The organism is Ensifer sp. GW101-20A05 (assembly GCF_059424735.1).
The window spans coordinates 38,100-55,811 of record NZ_JBWKZT010000012.1; the positions used below are offsets into that span (position 1 = coordinate 38,100).

19 protein-coding genes are annotated in these 17,712 nt (G+C 61.1%); 10 read left to right on the forward strand and 9 right to left on the reverse strand.

Features of this window, described 5'->3' with window-relative positions; genetic code table 11:
• Positions 1 to 108 precede the first annotated feature (108 nt).
• Both AC070A_RS25000 and AC070A_RS25005 read left to right on the forward strand, forming a co-directional pair.
• Positions 109 to 1,509: an L-serine ammonia-lyase gene (locus tag AC070A_RS25000; protein ID WP_057255609.1), complete on the forward strand. Its 1,401-nt coding sequence runs from the start codon at positions 109 to 111 to the stop codon at positions 1,507 to 1,509.
• A 74-nt stretch (positions 1,510 to 1,583) separates the two neighbouring features.
• Positions 1,584 to 2,021, forward strand: a complete 438-nt coding sequence (locus tag AC070A_RS25005) for a DUF1489 family protein (protein ID WP_057255610.1) — start codon at positions 1,584 to 1,586, stop codon at positions 2,019 to 2,021.
• A 126-nt stretch (positions 2,022 to 2,147) separates the two neighbouring features.
• Here the strand turns inward: AC070A_RS25005 and AC070A_RS25010 are convergent, their stop codons facing one another.
• From AC070A_RS25010 to AC070A_RS25035, 6 genes are all read right to left on the reverse strand, one after another.
• A complete protein-coding gene (locus tag AC070A_RS25010; protein ID WP_057255611.1) occupies positions 2,148 to 2,417 on the reverse strand; it encodes a hypothetical protein in 270 nt (89 codons plus the stop codon).
• 78 nt (positions 2,418 to 2,495) lie between these two features.
• Complete coding sequence (locus tag AC070A_RS25015; RefSeq protein WP_058320549.1) at positions 2,496 to 4,028, reverse strand: SPOR domain-containing protein; 1,533 nt, start codon at positions 4,026 to 4,028, stop codon at positions 2,496 to 2,498.
• 182 nt (positions 4,029 to 4,210) lie between these two features.
• Positions 4,211 to 4,939 carry a hypothetical protein gene (locus AC070A_RS25020; protein ID WP_058320550.1) on the reverse strand — a complete coding sequence of 243 codons (729 nt, stop codon included), beginning with the start codon at positions 4,937 to 4,939 and terminating at the stop codon, positions 4,211 to 4,213.
• Positions 4,940 to 5,270: 331 nt separating this feature from the next.
• Positions 5,271 to 5,879 carry a transglutaminase-like cysteine peptidase gene (locus AC070A_RS25025; protein ID WP_058328550.1) on the reverse strand — a complete coding sequence of 203 codons (609 nt, stop codon included), beginning with the start codon at positions 5,877 to 5,879 and terminating at the stop codon, positions 5,271 to 5,273.
• A 680-nt stretch (positions 5,880 to 6,559) separates the two neighbouring features.
• Complete coding sequence (locus AC070A_RS25030; protein WP_057255615.1) at positions 6,560 to 7,168, reverse strand: PilZ domain-containing protein; 609 nt, start codon at positions 7,166 to 7,168, stop codon at positions 6,560 to 6,562.
• 108 nt (positions 7,169 to 7,276) lie between these two features.
• Positions 7,277 to 7,903 (reverse strand): PAS domain-containing protein, encoded by a 627-nt coding sequence (locus tag AC070A_RS25035; RefSeq protein WP_063891421.1) that lies wholly within the window; start codon positions 7,901 to 7,903, stop codon positions 7,277 to 7,279.
• A gap of 361 nt (positions 7,904 to 8,264) precedes the next feature.
• On the opposite strand from AC070A_RS25035, the gene AC070A_RS25040 reads away from it, so the two are divergent.
• Positions 8,265 to 8,996 (forward strand): rhomboid family intramembrane serine protease, encoded by a 732-nt coding sequence (locus AC070A_RS25040; protein ID WP_058328551.1) that lies wholly within the window; start codon positions 8,265 to 8,267, stop codon positions 8,994 to 8,996.
• Between the two features lie 263 nt (positions 8,997 to 9,259).
• Entirely contained in the window at positions 9,260 to 9,688 is a 429-nt protein-coding gene (locus tag AC070A_RS25045; protein WP_057255618.1) for a CBS domain-containing protein, read from the forward strand.
• 299 nt (positions 9,689 to 9,987) lie between these two features.
• Here the strand turns inward: AC070A_RS25045 and AC070A_RS25050 are convergent, their stop codons facing one another.
• The 3 genes from AC070A_RS25050 to folE all read right to left on the reverse strand — a co-directional run bounded on the left by AC070A_RS25050 (position 9,988) and on the right by folE (position 12,446).
• The gene (locus AC070A_RS25050) at positions 9,988 to 10,953 is read right to left on the reverse strand and encodes a patatin-like phospholipase family protein (RefSeq protein WP_057255619.1); all 966 of its coding nucleotides are present in this window, start codon (positions 10,951 to 10,953) and stop codon (positions 9,988 to 9,990) included.
• A gap of 398 nt (positions 10,954 to 11,351) precedes the next feature.
• On the reverse strand, positions 11,352 to 11,804 hold the full coding sequence (gene hisI / locus AC070A_RS25055; protein ID WP_058320553.1) for a phosphoribosyl-AMP cyclohydrolase: 453 nt from the start codon (positions 11,802 to 11,804) through the stop codon (positions 11,352 to 11,354).
• A gap of 24 nt (positions 11,805 to 11,828) precedes the next feature.
• Positions 11,829 to 12,446, reverse strand: coding sequence for a GTP cyclohydrolase I FolE (gene folE / locus AC070A_RS25060; protein WP_057255621.1), 618 nt, complete (start codon positions 12,444 to 12,446; stop codon positions 11,829 to 11,831).
• Positions 12,447 to 12,786: 340 nt separating this feature from the next.
• On the opposite strand from folE, the gene AC070A_RS25065 reads away from it, so the two are divergent.
• The 6 genes from AC070A_RS25065 (at position 12,787) to AC070A_RS25090 (ending at position 17,710) form a co-directional block, all read left to right on the forward strand.
• A complete protein-coding gene (locus AC070A_RS25065) occupies positions 12,787 to 13,233 on the forward strand; it encodes an iron-sulfur cluster assembly scaffold protein (protein WP_113736698.1) in 447 nt (148 codons plus the stop codon).
• A gap of 1 nt (position 13,234) precedes the next feature.
• Positions 13,235 to 13,609, forward strand: a complete 375-nt coding sequence (gene yidD, locus AC070A_RS25070) for a membrane protein insertion efficiency factor YidD (RefSeq protein WP_058320554.1) — start codon at positions 13,235 to 13,237, stop codon at positions 13,607 to 13,609.
• Positions 13,606 to 14,034 (forward strand): DUF2267 domain-containing protein, encoded by a 429-nt coding sequence (locus AC070A_RS25075; RefSeq protein WP_058320555.1) that lies wholly within the window; start codon positions 13,606 to 13,608, stop codon positions 14,032 to 14,034. The genes yidD and AC070A_RS25075 overlap by 4 nt, the downstream gene beginning before the upstream one ends.
• A gap of 11 nt (positions 14,035 to 14,045) precedes the next feature.
• Positions 14,046 to 14,585, forward strand: coding sequence for a DUF1697 domain-containing protein (locus AC070A_RS25080; protein WP_113736699.1), 540 nt, complete (start codon positions 14,046 to 14,048; stop codon positions 14,583 to 14,585).
• A 223-nt stretch (positions 14,586 to 14,808) separates the two neighbouring features.
• The gene (gene thrS, locus AC070A_RS25085) at positions 14,809 to 16,791 is read left to right on the forward strand and encodes a threonine--tRNA ligase (RefSeq protein ID WP_113736700.1); all 1,983 of its coding nucleotides are present in this window, start codon (positions 14,809 to 14,811) and stop codon (positions 16,789 to 16,791) included.
• 79 nt (positions 16,792 to 16,870) lie between these two features.
• On the forward strand, positions 16,871 to 17,710 hold the full coding sequence (locus tag AC070A_RS25090; RefSeq protein WP_113736701.1) for a lysophospholipid acyltransferase family protein: 840 nt from the start codon (positions 16,871 to 16,873) through the stop codon (positions 17,708 to 17,710).
• Positions 17,711 to 17,712: the final 2 nt, after the last annotated feature.

Consider the following 17,712-nt stretch of genomic DNA (forward strand, 5'->3'; position numbering starts at 1 on the left):
GCGCCGGTTCGCACAGACCGTGAAGCGTGATATCGAGGCAATCGTGAATGCGGTGCTCGGGCAATCATGCCGGTGCGCCGCGAGTCAGTCTCCGGGGCAGGCAAACTTATGTTTCTTTCCGTCTTCGACGTGTTCAAGATCGGTATCGGGCCTTCGAGCTCGCATACGATGGGGCCGATGTCGGCCGCCAACCGCTTTCTCGAACTCATTCTTTCCGACGACTGGCCGCGCCCGTCCCATGCTGCCGTTGCGGCGATCAAGGTCAGCCTGCACGGTTCGCTGGCCCATACCGGTATCGGCCACGGCACGGGCAGGGCGGTTGTCCTTGGTCTCGTCGGCGAACGCCCCGACCTGGTCGATCCTGATCGCATGGACGGCTTGATCGACGAGGTCGAGCGCAGCGGCCGCATTTCGCCGCCGGGACATCCGTCCTATGAATTCCAGCCGAAGACGGACCTGGTCTTCGACAAGAAGGTGCCGCTGCCCGGCCATGCCAACGGCATGTCCTTCTCCGCGTTCGACCGCGACGGCCGGCTGCTGCTGAAGCGGATCTATTATTCGATCGGCGGCGGCTTCGTCGTGACCGATACGGAACTCGAGGCGATGCGTGCCTCGAAGAACAAGGCGGCCGGCGTCAAGGTGCCATTCCCGTTCTCGTCGGCCCAGGAGATGCTGGACATGGCGGCCCGCTCCGGGATGACGATCGCCCAGATGAAACGGGCGAACGAAGAAGCGACCATGTCGCCGGATGAGCTGAATGCCGGGCTCGACCGCATCTGGGGCGCGATGAGCAACTGTATCGACCGTGGGCTGAGCCAGGAGGGCATCATGCCCGGTGGCTTGAAGGTCCGCCGCCGCGCACGCTCGATCCACGACAAGCTGCAGGAAGAATGGCGCTCCAACAAGACCAACCCGCTGCTCGCCAACGACTGGCTGAGCGTCTACGCGATGGCGGTCAATGAAGAGAATGCCGCCGGCGGCCGCGTCGTCACGTCGCCGACCAACGGTGCAGCAGGCGTCGTCCCCGCCACTATCCGCTACTACATGCATTTCCATGACGACGCGGATCAGGAGGGCATCCGCGACTATCTGCTGACGGCTGCCGCAATCGGTGGCATCATCAAGCACAACGCCTCGATCTCCGGTGCCGAGGTCGGCTGTCAGGGTGAGGTCGGCTCAGCGTCTGCCATGGCCGCTGCCGGACTTGCTGCCGTCATGGGCGGTACGCCCGAGCAGATCGAAAACGCCGCCGAGATCGCACTCGAGCACCACCTCGGCATGACCTGTGATCCGGTCGCCGGCCTGGTTCAGGTGCCGTGCATCGAGCGCAACGCGCTCGGTGCGGTCAAGGCGGTGACGGCAGCCTCGCTGGCGCTCAAGGGCGACGGTAAACATTTTGTGCCGCTCGATGCCTGCATCGAGACGATGCGCCAAACCGGCGTCGACATGAACGAGAAGTACAAGGAAACATCGACCGGCGGTCTCGCGGTCAACGTCGTCGAATGTTGAGCCGCCACGGTGATTGTGGATGAACAGCGTCCGGCCGCTTGACCGCAACGGCCGGACGGGTGTTCAAAACAGCTATGTCTCTGCATCTCATAAAGCTCTGCGTCGGAGCGGAATCGATCGAGGACCTGCGCGAATGGGTTTCGCGCAAGGCTATGGCCGCCATGGCCGCTGGCCTTGAGCCCCATTCCTTCCACACGACCCGCATGGTGCCGAAACGGGTGGAGGAACTGCTGAGCGGCGGTTCGCTCTACTGGGTGATCAAGGGGACCGTGCAGGCGCGACAGTCCTTGATCGGTATCGAAACCTTCACGGATGGCGAGGGTATCGGCCGCTGCAATCTGCTGCTTGGCCCGGAAGTGGTCGAGACGGAGTTGCAGCCGCGGCGTGCCTTCCAGGGCTGGCGCTATCTCACCGACAAGGATGCGCCGCGCGACCTGGCGTCGCTTTCCGGTGGCGGTGCCGAGATGCCGCTCGAGCTGCGCCGCGAATTGGCGGAACTCGGACTGCTCTAGTCTTCAATATGGATGACCTGACGGCCCATCATAGGGCAGGCTGCGATGCTGACACGCGCATGGTTGCGGCGGTGTCGCAACAAGAAAAAAGGCGGCACAGGCCGCCTTTTGGAATTTCATGAACGTTCAGGTGATCCGCATTCTCAGGGGATGGCGCCGGTTCGGCCCCGTCACGTGAAGATGAATGCCGGCCCGCGGCTGCGTCGATCGCCAGGCGCGCGCTCCGTGCGTCAGGAGCATCCCGACCAGATCACGCGTCTTCGCCTTCGATCGGTTCAGCCCGAGATCGGCAATGCGCATGGCCGCCTCGTGCAGGGGATGCAGGTTGATGCGCGACGGCTTGGCGCGCCGTCCCGGCAGCGGGGTGACACCCGGAACGTTTTCGTTCATCGCCATGATTAACCTCGTTACGCTGTACAAATCCGAGGAAGACGGCCGGAAAACAAACACATCCGGCCGCCAAATCTTTTGACCTTACTGCTGGCTCGCCCAGCAGGAGATGCCTTTCTTCTTCAGGGCCTTGCAGGCATTGACCGCTGCATTCTGGTCGTCGAAGCCGCCGAAACGGGCGCGATAGACCTGGCCGAAAGCGACAGTGAAGGGTTTTGCATCGCGAAGTGCCTTGCCGCCCTTGTCCTTGGCGTTGCCGAGAAGGGTCATGGCCTGATCCTTGTCCGGCGTTGCGCCGATCTGGATGACCCAGCCCTGCGGCTGCGCCGGCATCGGTTCGGCTTTTGCGGCTTCGGCCGGTTCGGCCTTCGCAACCGCGTCGGCCTTCTTCGGAACGGAATTGGTGATCTGGGTGTCAACCATGCCGGCGGCGACAGGCTGACGGAGTTTCAGGCTCTGTGCGTCGAGCGTGTTGGGAACGATCTTCGGGGAAAGAACGGGGTTGTCCGACGCGCGCTTGTTGCCGGCATAGGCCATCTGTACGCTGCTCGCGCTTTCGCCGTTATAGCGGATGCCAGGAACCGGGCCGGTGTTGGGCAGGTCGTGACCGCTGGCCGCGGCCGCGACGACAGGCGTATCCGCAACGGGAGCCGCCTCTGCAACCTGGGTCTCTTCAGCCGGAACGGGAGTAGGCTTGGTCTCGGCAATCAGATTGCCGTCGCCACGCCGCGATGCCGACGGCATGTACTTGGCGACGAGCCGGCGCATCTGCGCATCACGGCTGGCGCCGGAGCTGCCGCCCATGACGACGGCGACGATGCTGCGACCCTCGAGCTGAGCCGAGGTCACGAGATTGAAGCCCGACGCGCGGGTGTAACCGGTCTTGATGCCATCCACGCCGCGGACATTGCCGAGCAGGCGGTTGTGATTGCCGATCGTCTGCTTGCCGAAACGGAAGCTGCGGGTGGAGAAGTAATCGTAATACTGCGGAAAATGCTGGCGAAGCGCGAGGCCAAGACGGGCCTGGTCGCGCGCGGTCGTGCGCTGTTCCGGGTCCGGCAGGCCGTTGGCATTGCGATAGGTCGTGCGCGTCATGCCGAGCGCCCGGGCCTTGTTCGTCATCATGCGGGCAAAACGCTGCTCCGAACCGCCGAGATATTCACCGAGCGCCGTCGACGCATCGTTGGCCGAGCGGGTGACGAGCGAAAGGATCGCCTGTTCGACGGTGATCGACTGTCCGGCACGCACACCAAGCTTCGATGGCGGCTCGGCGGAAGCGTTTTTCGAAAAGGGGATGGAGGTGGACTTCGTGATCCGACCGGCTTCGAGCGCTTCGAAGGTCAGATAGAGCGTCATCATCTTGGTGAGAGACGCGGGATAGCGCAGTTCGTCGGCATCCTCGCCGTAAAGAATCTTGCCGGTCTTGGCATCGACGACGATGCCCGAATATTTCGGATTGGCATAGTTCGAGGCGGCGAAGGCCGGTGCGGCAAAGGCCGCCGATGCAATGGCGCCCGCAAGGACGACCCGTCCTACCATCTTTGAAAGAGCACCGAACGGGCGCTTCGCGAGATCAAAAAAACCGGATTGGGACACTACGCTACTCTTTATTCTCATGTCATGGGGTTGTCCGGACGCCGCCTCCGGGAACGACCGTTCTCGAGACAGTATCGGCATAGCGTTACCAATCGGTTTATGATGAATGATTGGTTTCCGGAATCGAACGCATTTGTACAAGGGCGATGCCGGTGTAGCGCAATGGTGCGGCAGGCTGCCTGCACCACACCAGTTAGACGAAATCAGGGCACGAGACGGTTTTTGACGAAGGCGGTGATCGCTTGGTCGATTTCGCGCCACTGCGGCAGCAGTTTGTTGGAGAATCTGTAGAGCACGGCGAGGTCCTTTCCGGCGTGAATGTCGCGCTGGCAATCGGCGCTGGTCGAGATGGATTGTGGGCCGAGGCAGCGCACCACGTAGGGCGCCTGGGTGCTCGTCTCAGCGGTAAAGAACACTTCGCCCGCATAGCTGGATGTCGGCTTGACTGCGTGCTCCGTCAGCCCGGCCGGGCCAGCCGTGGGCGCGCCGTCGAAGACCTGCGAATAGATCGGCTCCAGCCGCCCGGACATGTCGCGCGACATCGTGCTTTGGGAAATCTGCAGGAAAAGGAGGCTTTCGGGTGCGTCGACATTGTTGAAGAGTGCCCGGCTCCGGGCGCTGTAACCTTCGAGCCCCGGCCAGGTCAGGTAGAGATCGACGCGCTCGACGATCGAGGTGGCGCGTTGTGCCTCGAAGCGGATCATGTTGGCCGGCAGGCGCAAGTGATCCTGGCCGATGAAGATGTCGAAAAGCTCGTTGCTCGCGGTGTGGCCGGCAAGGGCGAGGTTTTCGCCGAACCAGCGCCCTGCAAATGAGATGGCAGCGGTCAGCGCCGCAAGCACCGCGACCGCTGCCATCACCCGGTAGACGAAGCCGGGCGACAGCAGCGGTCGGAGCTCCGGTTCGTGAATGTCGTTTGAAGAGCTGCTCATCGTTGGGCTGTCCCGTCGCGATGGCCGAACCCCGGCGGTCCGTTGTTCGGCTCACGCATTCCCGCGCATCGTAGGATGGACGACGTCGCTTGCCCGACGCTGGTCGAGGATGGTTAATTTTCTGTGAATTCCCCCTCGAGCTGCGAAACATCAAAAACTTAAAGAAAGATCGCGACACGGTTTACCGCCGGGAATGCCGGTCATAAAAACGGCCGGTTCCGAGGGACGCGGAACCGGCCGAGGCTCGGTCTGGACGGGGATGTTTATGACCGGTGCCCTGGAATGGTGGAGGCTGATGCGAAAGGCGCGCCGCCTCCGATGTCTTCTGTGCTTACTGCGTCCGTACGCTGCCGACGGCGACGGTGCGGCCGTCCTGGAGCTTGACCCAGCGACCGGAGTGTTCGGTCGATTGGCGCTTGAGGTAGGTGTATTCGGTGTCCGACCACAGCAGCACCTTGTTGCGCATGTTGTCGAGAATGAAGTCGCCACGGTCAGTGCGCACGGTGAGAACGGCATGGCCATCACCGTTCGGTTGCAGAACGACGGTGATCAGGAGGTCCGACGGAGAGAAACCGTTCTCGATCAGTTTGCGGCGCTTCAAGAGGACATAGTCTTCACAGTCGCCAACCGTGTCCGGATAGGACCACTTCTCCTCGACGCCATGAATTTCCATGTCGGTCATCGGGGTGACCGCCTGATTGACGTCGTAGTTGACCTCGAGAATCTTCTGCCAGCCTTCGCGCGTCAGCATCATCGGGCCGCGGTCCTTACCGTTGGAGGTGCACTCCGACGGATAGATCTTGCAGAACTCGTAGTGACCGATCGGCGGGTTGGTTGCACCGGTGACGACCATGTTGGCCGGAAGCGCCAGCGCCGTTTCGATCAGACCGCCGGTGAAAAGGACCGCAACCGCGATCATCTTGGTGATTGTCTTGAGCATGATTGTCTCCCCGTTGTGGTTCGACAATGGCACAGACGTTTTTATCGCTCGCGAACTTGCGAACTAAAAACAAGTACAAATGAAAGTCGTATAAGAATAAAACAAGAATAGAATTTGATTTTTATTTAAATCGAATTTGAGTCAAATTTTATCGATTTCTCGACGGAGCGATCTTCCATTCATGTTTCCTTGACGATGTAAGCGATTGTAATCAATAGACCTATGCCGATCCGCAGAGCGACAGGAGCAGTGGCTGCCGGAAAATCGCGGTCGCGATGCGTCGCGCCAGGGGCGGATGACGTCGATCTTGTCGTCGCTTTTCGACTTCAAATAAGCGTCGCGCCTTGAATTTGTTCGAAAAAATATTTGCGGTCAGAAGTCGCGGTCGGATCGAGATGTTCCGAAATGAAGCAGTCGTCGTCAGCGAGGCGATGCCGGTCGCCCAGTCCGCGCGGACAGCGTCGTCGCGGCCCGTGGGGCAGGTCTACTGTGAAAGCCAAGGTTGGTTTCGTGCCGCAGGATCGGGCCAGCGATTGGCTGGTCTGTCGTTGCGCATATCGGGGCGGCCCGCAATCACGCGTAAGAAGTGGCGCGGAGCCTCAGGGGGCTGGTGCGCGATCGGGGTGACAAGGCAACGATCTTGATCGGGGTAGGCCAGTGAGGGTCGCGCGGACACGCCCTTAGAGGAATTCCGTCAATGCTTCGCGCGACTGTACGCCCGAGAACTCGATGGCGCAGCCTTCCTGGAAATGGCGAACGATCTTGCCCTTCATGTTGCCGAGCAGGACCGGGGTGCCGATCGGCGGGCGGTTCTCGATATCGACGGCCGCGCCGGAGAGCGAGAGGTCGATGATGCGGCAAGGGAATTTTTCGCCGGTGTCCAGCGTCAGCTCGGTTGACGTCTTGCGCGGCGCAAGGCGGTCGTGGCGCCGATCCTCGGGCAGACCGAGTTCGTGTTTGTTGGCGATCCAGGTGAGCTGCGCAGCCAACTTCTCGCGCTTGCGTTCGGTGGCGTTGAGCTGAATCACGAAGGCATCGTCGGCGATGCGCGACACGGTGCCTTCAAGGCGGCCGACATGGTCGATATAGGCGATGATGCGCTCACCCGCCCGCGGCCGTGCCGGGGAGGAAAGCAGCACGTCACCCGGCGACATGTCGACGGCGGTGCAATCATATTCGTCGCGATTGGCCAGCATCAGCCGTCCAGCAAGGTTCACGGAAACGCGCTGGAACGCACCTTCGTGATGCGGCTTCGGAGCGGTATTCTGAGCGTGCTGGAATGAGAACATGGTGACTCTGCATGACGTATTTTGGCAGGCAGAGTTTAGAACGTTCGGGTTAATAGAATGTTCGTCCTGCGGTTGGTCCGCGTGGCCAACCCGGGACAGCAGCGGCGATCATTCGCGTCGTCCGCCCTCCAGAATGCGAAGATGTCCGACACGACGGGACTCTCCCAAAAACCCTTCGCCAGCGCGGGATTCTGCACGCGGGGAGACGTGTTCCACCGCCGGCTCTTCGCGAAACACGGCTGTGCGGTCGGGGTCGAGGATTTTCATGCCGGTGACGTCGAGGCCTTCCACCGATGTCGCATGCAACCAGTACGGGCGGGAAAGTGGCGAGAGCGCGCCAAGGATTCGGTCGCTTGCACCCTCGGTTGAGGCGAGCGGCAACAGCAGCATTTCGACCTCGACCTCGCGTGCATCGGCTGTGCGCCCTTTGGCGGACAGCATCACAGGCACCCGGTGCGTCATCACCTGGCCGGCGATGCGCTGCGTCTTGGCAGCCTGCGAGTTCAGCCACAGCATGCCGAATTGTCGCCCGCGCAGTTCAAGGCCGAAGAGTGCGCAGACATGGGTTCCCCCAAGACGAAACGAGATGCCGTTGCGATCGCGCTCGAGAATAAACAGGTTGGGCAACAGTGCGCGGATGTCCCCCGGCTCGAGTTCGTCCCGACAGGGAAGGTCGCGCTTGCCGCGAATGGTGTTCCAGTATCGGAAAAGCTCCATGGTCGTCTTGCTGCGCATCTTGCGTTCATTCCATTTCTGCGGCCCGCTTGTGCCGGTCTGGCACATGTTTGGCCGATCATTGCGGTCTTGAGATCAATGGAGCGAAAAGCATGCCAGCTCGAAATTAAGGTTAACGAATGGTTTCGATTGCGCTGGAGCACTGCGACTGGCACTGAAAGACATGACTTCACGAAGCGTTGGCTTCGGCACTTGAACTGGAGCTCGGATCTGAGCTTGGCGACCGTTCAGTTTTTACTGGACGGTCTTTTTTTGTTTGCTTATGGCTGGTCGCCCCAGTCCGGTCCGAATCCCGCGATGTCATGCCATCGCCTCGATCGAATGCGATCGAACGGGCCAATCGATGGAGAAAGCAGCAACCATGGAACGAGATCAGACGGCAACGCCACCGGAGACGGACCGGGACAGCGCCGCCAGTCCGTCACGTGAGCCTGCCTTCAATCTGCCGGCCGGACTTACCGGCATTCTGCTGTTTCTGATCGCCATTCATGCCTTGCGCACCTATGTTCTGCCGCCTGCGATCGATCAGGAGATCATCTTCAACTTCGCCTTTCTGCCGGCGCGCTACGATCATCCCCTGGCCGAGCAGGGGCTCGCCTGGCTCTGGAGCCCCATTACCTATTCGTTCCTGCATGGCAGCTGGGAGCACCTGATCTTCAATATCTTCTGGATGGTCGCTTTCGGTGCGCCGGTCGTGCGCCGCATCGGCATGGGACGGCTTGCGGTATTCTGGTGCCTTTCGGCTGCGGCCGCAGTTGCGCTGCACACGGCATTTCACTGGGGCGAGATGATCGTGGTCGTCGGTGCCTCGGGCGTCGTTTCCGGTTTCATGGGCGCGGCGGCGCGCTTCGTCTTTTCGCCAAGCGGGCGGATCAGCCGGCAATTTGCCCATCTCAACCGGCGGCTGCCCGTCAGTGAGGCGCTGGCAAATCGCTCTGTCGTGATGTTCGCCGGGATCTGGTTCCTCACCAACTTTCTGATCGGGCTCGGCATGTTCACGCCTGGGGGGGCGGGTAGCATCGCCTGGGAAGCGCATATCGGCGGCTTCCTCTTCGGCTTCCTTCTCTTCGGCCTTTTCGACCCCCGCGACTGACGACGTCGAAAGATCGGCGGACGGCGCTTGTGAGCGCTTGATTTCCCCGGAGCGCTGGCGCACCATTTGTTACGGTCGCCGATTGTCGAAAGGCTAGGCGGCCCGTGAATGCCGGGTATAGAAAGCCCGTCCGCGTCTGAGGAGCACGCGGGCAGGCGATCATAAGCGGCCAGGGTACAGGTTCCATCGCCCGACCGTACCGCACGAGAGACGGCTGGACCTTGCCCTGCCGACCCGGAGTTGTCGCAACGGGAGATGTGCGCATGTCAGTAAAAGCAATACTCGATGAAAAGGGTCGCAACGTCGTAACGGTCGGCCCGCAGATGACAGTCCAACAGGCTGCCATTCTCTTGCGTGACAATCATATCGGTGCGGTCATCATCGTAGATGCGGATGATCAGATCGCAGGCATCCTCACCGAGCGCGACATCGTCGCAGCGATCGCCAAGCAGGGAGCGACCTGTCTCGAAAGGTCGGTCGCGGCCGTCATGTGGCAAAATGTCTACTGCTGCACCGAGGAAATGTCCGTTCAGGCCCTGATGGAAATGATGAGCAAGCTCAGGGCCCGCCACCTGCCGGTCGAAAAAAATGGCCAGCTCGCCGGCATTGTTTCGATCGGCGACGTGATCAAACACCACATCCGTGCGATCGAGCACGAGACCGAGCAGATCAAGGCCTATATCGCCGGCTAAATGGGAAGGCAGCCTGCGCCGCCCCCTTATCCACCTCAGGTACTTTGCCCTGTTCGTGCCTACTGCATGTCTCCTTAAATCGACCTCGATTTAAGGACAAAGACATGCAGAAAATCAAAGTGCTGCAGCGACCTTTGCGTGTCTGATAAGGCGCGCGGCGCTGTAGCGATCGGGCGGCAAGGTCTTATGGCGCGATGCGGCCTGCTTGCGGTTCGCGACGCATTCCCCGTAATGGGACAACGACCCCGCGCACAATCGCTGCGCGGATAACCCGCAACAGATCGACGGAAGATCGCTCGTCAGCGCACGAGGGCGTCCTGCATCCGGCGGATCTCCACGAGCTTGGCCTTCGCTTCGTGGTAGCCTCGGTCGATCGCCTCACCTGCACGGTGAAACTCCGATAGGCCGATATCGTTGAGCTTGGGGTGCAAAGCCAGGTCCGGAGGGTCGCCGGCAAGACGAGCACGGGAAATACGATCCTGGATGATGTTGAAGGCCTGAACCATCACGCCGGTCATGCCGAGGCGGGAGTGAAGGGTCGCTTCCTTTTCCTGCGCCGGGGCATCCGGCGTCCCCATGCCGGCGCTGTGTTTGACGACGGCTGAGCGGCCATAGAGCTCGTAGTTGAGGTTCACGGCGACGACGAGCTGCTGCTCGTGAGCGCGGCAGACAGAGACCGGGACGGGGTTGACGAGCGCGCCGTCGATGAGCGTGCGTCCGTTCGCCTTGATCGGCTCGAAGATGCCGGGCAAGGCGTAGGAAGCGCGGATCGCGGTGATGAGCGATCCTTTTTCGAGCCAAACCTCATGCCCACTATGCACTTCGGTCGCAACGGCAATGAATGGCCTGTCGAGGCTTTCGATGCTAAGTCCCTGCAGATGCTCCTGCATGCGCTTGGTCAGCCTCAGTCCGCCAAAGAGACCGCCGCCGCCAATAGCGAAATCGAGCAGTCCCGCAATCCGCCGGACGGTGAGGGAGCGTGCGAAGGTCTCGAGTTCGTCGAGCTTGCCGGCAAGATAGCAACCGCCGACGAGCGCGCCGATCGAGGTGCCCGCAATCATGCCAACTTCGATGCCTTCTTCGTCGAGCGCTCGCAGCACGCCGATATGGGCCCAGCCGCGCGCGGCGCCGCCCCCAAGGGCAATTGCGATCTTCGGTCTCTGCGGAGGTGTCGCAGGTTCTGGTGGTGTTGTTGAAATCGATGTGCCGTCCGGGCCGGACAGATCTGCAATCTGGTTGCTACGCGTAAAAGTCCAATTCAACATCCGGCACCTCCAACACCGCCGAATACTCCGCAGCGCGACACGTCGATGAAGATGCGCGAAGGTCGCTGTGGTAATTCACGACTGACTTAACTTTCAGGGATCGGTTTCGATCCTGAAGGAACGCAATTTCTTGCACGCGTCCTGGGGAGGCTCCGCCAAGCCGGCGCAGGTGCCGGCCTCGTCCTGTCCATTGCTGAAAGACTGGCACCGTTCTTAGGTATATCACCGATCCCGTCGCCGATTGCGGCAGGATCGATAAACATTGGATACAGTTTGCAATACAGCCGGGAACGTTGCCGTTCCTTCGTAGCGCCGCATCCTTGCCAAAGGATTAGGCGCTCGCTTGGTTTCCAAAAGATAAATATAGCATGTGCCCGCACCAAAAAGATGCGCGATGCTTAATTTTTATCATAGATTTCTGCGGGGTCGAAGTGCCTATGGTCGTCGGTGATTTCGACCATGGCCTTGCCGTTTTCGGCGCCGACCGTGCGGTAGAAGCAGGACCGGCGGCCGGTATGGCAGGTGGCGTCGTGACCGGCGACGGACACTTTCAACCAGATCGCATCCTGGTCGCAATCGGTGCGGATCTCCTTGACCGTCTGCAGGTTGCCGGAGCTTTCGCCCTTCTTCCAGAGGCTCTTGCGCGAACGGCTGTAATAGTGCGCGACACCCGTCTCGATCGTCAAAGCCAGGGCCTCGGCGTTCATGTGGGCGACCATCAAAAGCTCACCGTCCCGCGCATCCGTGACGACAGCCGTGATCAGCCCCTTTTCATCGAAGCGCGGGGTGAAGGCCGGACCGGTTTCCAGTTCAGCCTTGTTGGAGGAGGGAGCGTCGAAGGTGAGCGTCATGGAAAGGCTCCGTCTGTCGGAGCCTTACTTAAAGCCCCTGAGCATCGTCATGAACCGGGCCTGTTCAGCCGGTTCCGTCTGGAACGTACCCGTAAATGTGGTGGTGAGCGTTGTCGAGCCTTGCTTCTGCACGCCACGCATCGCCATGCACATATGTTCGGCTTCGATCATCACCGCGACGCCGCGCGGGGCAAGCGTTTCGTCGATCGCCTTGGCGATCTGCGCCGTCATCGATTCCTGCGTCTGCAGCCGGCGGCCATAGATATCGACCACCCGGGCGATCTTGGAAAGGCCGAGCACGCGGCCATTCGGCAGATAGGCGACATGCGCTTTGCCGATGATCGGCACCATGTGATGCTCGCAATGCGAATAGAACGGGATGTCCTTGACGAGCACCATGTCGTCGTAACCGGCGACTTCCTCGAAGGTCCGTCCGAGTACGTCTTCGGCAGCGAGATCATAGCCGCTGAAAAGCTCGCGGTAGGACTTGGCGACGCGCGCCGGCGTGTCCAGCAGCCCTTCGCGTTCCGGATCTTCACCGGCCCAGCGCAGGAGAACGCGCACGGCTTCCTCGGCCTCCTTCTGGGTCGGGCGGCCGCTCGCATCGTCGAGCACGGGAAAATTCTTCACTATGGCGTCCATAATGGCCTCTTTTAGCAATACGGGATTGCTTGACGTTTTATCTTTCGGACAACTCGCCACTGGCCATTCGCCTAACCCTGCAGGCTTGGGTTCCGTTGGCGGGCTCCGGGGCTTTCCGGTCCTGGCTTAGCAGTGCACTGGACCTTCCGGCACGGTTTCCCAAACAACAGGCGACATTGTTCCTCTTGCGGAACTGTCGCCCCAACACGACATAGCATATAGTATGGTGCCACAGAGATGAAAGAGGCGGAGCGTGTCGCGTCGTGCTTTTTTCCTGCCTACCGGAGAAAATCATGCGTCGATCACTCAAAACCGCGAAAAATCAGCCGGATCGCGTCAAATGATGGATGACATCTACAACAGCCGAATTCTCGAATTTGCCGGCAATATTTCGCGCATCGGAACGATTGCCGACGCCGACGCGGACGCGACCGCGCACTCGAAGCTCTGTGGTTCGAAAGTGCATATCTGGCTGAAGATGGACGGCGACGTGGTCACCGATTTTGCCCATGACGTGAAGGCCTGCGCGCTTGGCCAAGCCTCGTCCTCGATCATGGCGCGCCATGTCGTCGGCGCCGGCGCGGAAGAAATCCGACAGGCGCGCGCGGACATGCTGGCCATGTTGAAGGCGGACGGCGAGGGCCCATCCGGGCGCTTCGAGGATATGCGCTTCCTGCGTCCGGTGAAGGATTACAAGGCGCGTCACGCGTCGACGATGCTGACCTTTGATGCCGTCGTCGATGCCATCGAGCAGATCGAGGCCAAGCGACTGCTCGCGGCCGTCTGACATGTGCGGCGAACCGAATTGTCGGCATACGCCGGACAACGGTGCGAAGCCTGCAGTGCGTGGCCGAAACTGGGATGGTCCGTTTCGCAAGACGCCGGGGCGGCTGATCGGGATGGCGCTGATCCGTATCTATCAGCTCACGCTTTCGAGCTTCATCGGCAATTCGTGCCGGCACCTGCCGACCTGTTCGGAATACGGCTATGAGGCAATCGCCCGCCATGGCATCTGGGCCGGAGGGTGGATGACGCTGTTTCGCGTGGCGCGCTGCGGTCCGGGCGGAACGCACGGCTTCGATCCGGTTCCGGAACGGCTTGAACCTCGCCTGACCTGGTACACGCCGTGGCGCTACTGGCGGCCGCGGCCGAAGGCTGGATGACCACCATGACCATGCCGATGGAATACCGTCAGGCCTCCGCGGATTTCGAGCGTTTCATCGTCGACGCGCGCGACCTTGCCGGGCTGCAGACGACGAACCAGGCCTACACGATGGTGCAGGCCGTGCTGCAGACGTTTCGGCGGCGGCTGGAGCTGGAGGATGCCATCCTGTTCGCGGATGTCTTGCCGCCGGTGCTGCGCGCGATTTTCGTGGCCGAATGGGACCTCGAAGAACCGAGGGTCCCGTTTTCGGGCCGCATCGCCATGACCCGCGAGGTGCAGTCGCTGCGGCCGGATCACAATATTTCCCCCGACAGCGCCATTGCCGACGTGGCTGGCGCCTTGCGTCGCAACCTCGATGAGGTGAAGCTCGACCGGGTTCTTGCCCGGCTTCCGGCAGGCGCTGCCGATTTCTGGCGAGCCTGAAGGGAGGGTGGATGAACAGCTACGTTGCCTTGCTTTACAGCATTGTTCTTGGTGCCGGGCGACGTGTCGTGATGGCCGATCTCAGAGAGATGGCCGAAGGCCTCGGCTATCGCTCGCCGCGAACCCTGGTTGCGACCGGCAATCTCGTGTTCGAGACCGGACAAACGTCCATCGGCGACTTAGAATCGCCGCTTGAGAAGGCCTTCTCCGAGACATTCGGTCGGCATGTCGACATCATTGTCCGTTCCGGTGCCGGTTGGCTGAAGCTCGCGGCATCCAATCCATTTCACGACGAAGGCGAAGAGGATGCCAGGCGCGTGCATGTCCGCGTGATGCGCGACCCGCTCACCGAACCCGCGCTCGAAGGACTTCAGCGTTACTGCGTCGCTGGGGAACGTCTGGCAATCGTTGACGGCGATCTCTGGGTGCATTTTCCCGGCAAGGCAAGCGAATCGAAACTGCTGGGTGCAATGACGACCAAGCGTTTGGGCATCGGGACGTTTCGCAACTGGAACACCGTGAAGGGGCTCGCCGAGATGCTGCGCGGCTAGGCTCTGTCGCAGCCTTCGCCTTTACTCACTTTCGAAAACCCTTTATCAGGCTACGGCGTGTTTTCCTGGGTCGTCTCGGCCTAGGGCAAAACATGCGGCAATCCAAAGCACTACAGCGACCTTTGCGCGTCTGACGGATGCGACGCTGTATCGTCAATTCACCGGTCGTTTCCGGTCAACCATACCACCCGCATTCGTTGGCGGGACTGGATAGGAGATCATCATGTCGAATCCTGTTTCCCTTACATTTCCAGATGGCTCGGTGCGCGAATATCCTTTCGGCACGACCGGCCGTGACGTGGCAGAATCGATTTCGAAGTCGCTCGCCAAGAAGGCGGTCGCGATTGCGCTCGACGACGAGCTGCGCGACCTGTCCGATCCGGTGACCAATGGCCGGCTCGAGATCGTCGTGCGCGACGACAAGCGTTCGCTTGAGCTTATCCGTCACGATGCCGCACACGTGATGGCCGAGGCCGTGCAGGAACTGTGGCCGGGAACGCAGGTGACTATCGGTCCGGTCATCGACAATGGCTTCTACTACGACTTCGCCCGCAACGAGCCCTTCACGCCGGATGATCTGCCGCTCATCGAAAAGCGGATGAAGGAGATCATCGCCCGCAACAAGCCTTTCACCAAGGAAGTCTGGTCGCGCGAAAAGGCGCGTCAGATCTTTGCCGACAAGGGCGAGGCCTACAAGGTCGAGCTCGTCGATGCGATCCCCGAGGGACAGGATCTCAAGATCTATTACCAGGGCGATTGGTTCGACCTTTGCCGCGGTCCGCACATGGCCTCGACCGGCCAGATCGGCACCGCCTTCAAGCTGATGAAGGTGGCCGGCGCCTATTGGCGCGGTGACAGCAACAACGCGATGCTGACCCGCATCTACGGCACGGCCTGGCACACACAGGAAGAGCTGGACCAGTATCTCCACGTGCTCGCCGAGGCCGAGAAGCGCGATCACCGCCGCCTTGGCCGCGAAATGGACCTGTTCCATTTCCAGGAAGAGGGTCCGGGCGTCGTCTTCTGGCACGGCAAGGGCTGGCGCATGTTCCAGACGCTGACGGCCTATATGCGCCGTCGGCTTGCGAACACCTACCAGGAAGTCAATGCGCCGCAGGTGCTCGACAAGTCGCTGTGGGAAACCTCGGGTCACTGGGGTTGGTACCGCGACAACATGTTCAAGGTGACGGTTGCCGGCGATGAAACCGACGACGACCGCGTCTTCGCGCTGAAGCCGATGAACTGCCCGGGCCATATCCAGATCTTCAAGCATGGCCTGAAGTCCTACCGCGAGCTTCCGGTTCGCCTAGCCGAATTCGGCAACGTTCACCGCTACGAGCCCTCCGGTGCTCTGCACGGCCTGATGCGCGTGCGCGGCTTTACCCAGGACGATGCCCACGTCTTCTGCACCGACGAGCAGATGGCGGCTGAATGCCTGCGCATCAACGACCTCATCCTCTCGGTCTACGAGGACTTCGGCTTCAAGGAAGTGGTGGTCAAACTCTCCACCCGTCCGGACAAGCGCGTCGGCTCCGACGAGCTGTGGGATCGCGCCGAAAGCGTGATGATGGACGTGCTGAAGACGATCGAGGCGCAGTCGGAAGGCCGCATCAAGACCGGGATCCTGCCGGGCGAGGGCGCTTTCTACGGTCCGAAGTTCGAATACACGCTGAAGGATGCCATCGGCCGCGAATGGCAGTGCGGCACGACCCAGGTCGACTTCAACCTGCCGGAGCGTTTCGGTGCCTTCTATATCGACAAGGAATCGGAAAAGCGCCAGCCGGTGATGATCCACCGCGCCATCTGCGGCTCGATGGAACGGTTCCTTGGTATCCTCATCGAGAACTTTGCCGGCCACATGCCGCTTTGGGTTTCGCCGCTGCAGGTGGTGGTCGCGACGATCACGTCTGAAGCCGACGACTATGGTCGCGAGGTTGCCGAGCTCCTGCGTGACGCCGGCCTCACCGTCGAGACCGACTTCCGCAACGAGAAGATCAACTACAAGGTCCGCGAACATTCGGTGACCAAGGTTCCGGTCATCATCGTTTGCGGCAAGCGCGAAGCCGAGGAGCGTTCGGTCAACATCCGCCGTCTTGGCTCCCAGGCCCAGACCGCAATGTCGCTCGATGAGGCAATCGCGTCGCTCGCCTTGGAGGCGATGGCCCCGGACCTCAAGCGCAAGTTGGAAAAGAAAGCCCGGGGTTGATACCCCGGGCACTTGCTTTGTCAGCAAACTGTCATATTAGCGGAATATCCGGATAAGATTATATCCATCGGAGATTTCCGTGCAGTTCAAAGAGCTGTCCTACGCCAATGAAAACGACCGGCGCCTGAAGCGCTGGTTCATTCGCTCCATAGAAGGCCTGTCGGGCCGCAACCGCTACGCAAAGCTTTACACGCGCTGGCGGTCCGACATTGTCGGCAAGAGCGATCGGGTCTTCGGTGAAATGCTGCAACTGATCGACGTGAAGCTGCGAACCCAGGTTGAGTGGCCGCCGCGGCACTTGCCCGACACGCCGATCGTCATCATCGCCAATCATCCCTTCGGCATTGGCGATGGCATCGCGGTGCTGGCGCTCGCCGAACAGCTCGGCCGACCTTTTCGCGTCCTCATCAACAACGAACTACTGAAGGTGCCTGAGATGGCGCCCTATTCCTTGCCGGTGTCGTTCGAGGAGACGAAGGAGGCGCTCGCGGTCAACATGGCGACACGCCATGAGGCGCTGCGCCTGTTGAAGGAAGGCGTGACGATCGTGATCTTTCCCGCCGGCGGTGTCGCGACCGCGCCGAAGGGTTTCGGCCGCGCCGAGGACCTGCCCTGGAAGATCTTTCCGGCGAAGCTGATCCAGGCCGCACGGGCGAGCGTCATCCCGATCTACTTCGAGGGACAGAACGGTCCCTTTTTCCACCTGGCGAGCAAGATTTCACAGACGCTGAGATTGTCGCTGCTGATCCGCGAGTTTCGCCGCCTGTCGGGCACGACGATCGCCGCGCGCATCGGCCGTGTGCTGACGCCGGAGGACCTCGGTGCCTGTGGCGACCGCAAGGATTTGCTGGCCCGCATCTATGAAGCGGTCTTCTCCATGGCGCCGCCGCGCCGGCGGTTCATGAGACGGGTAGGCTGACG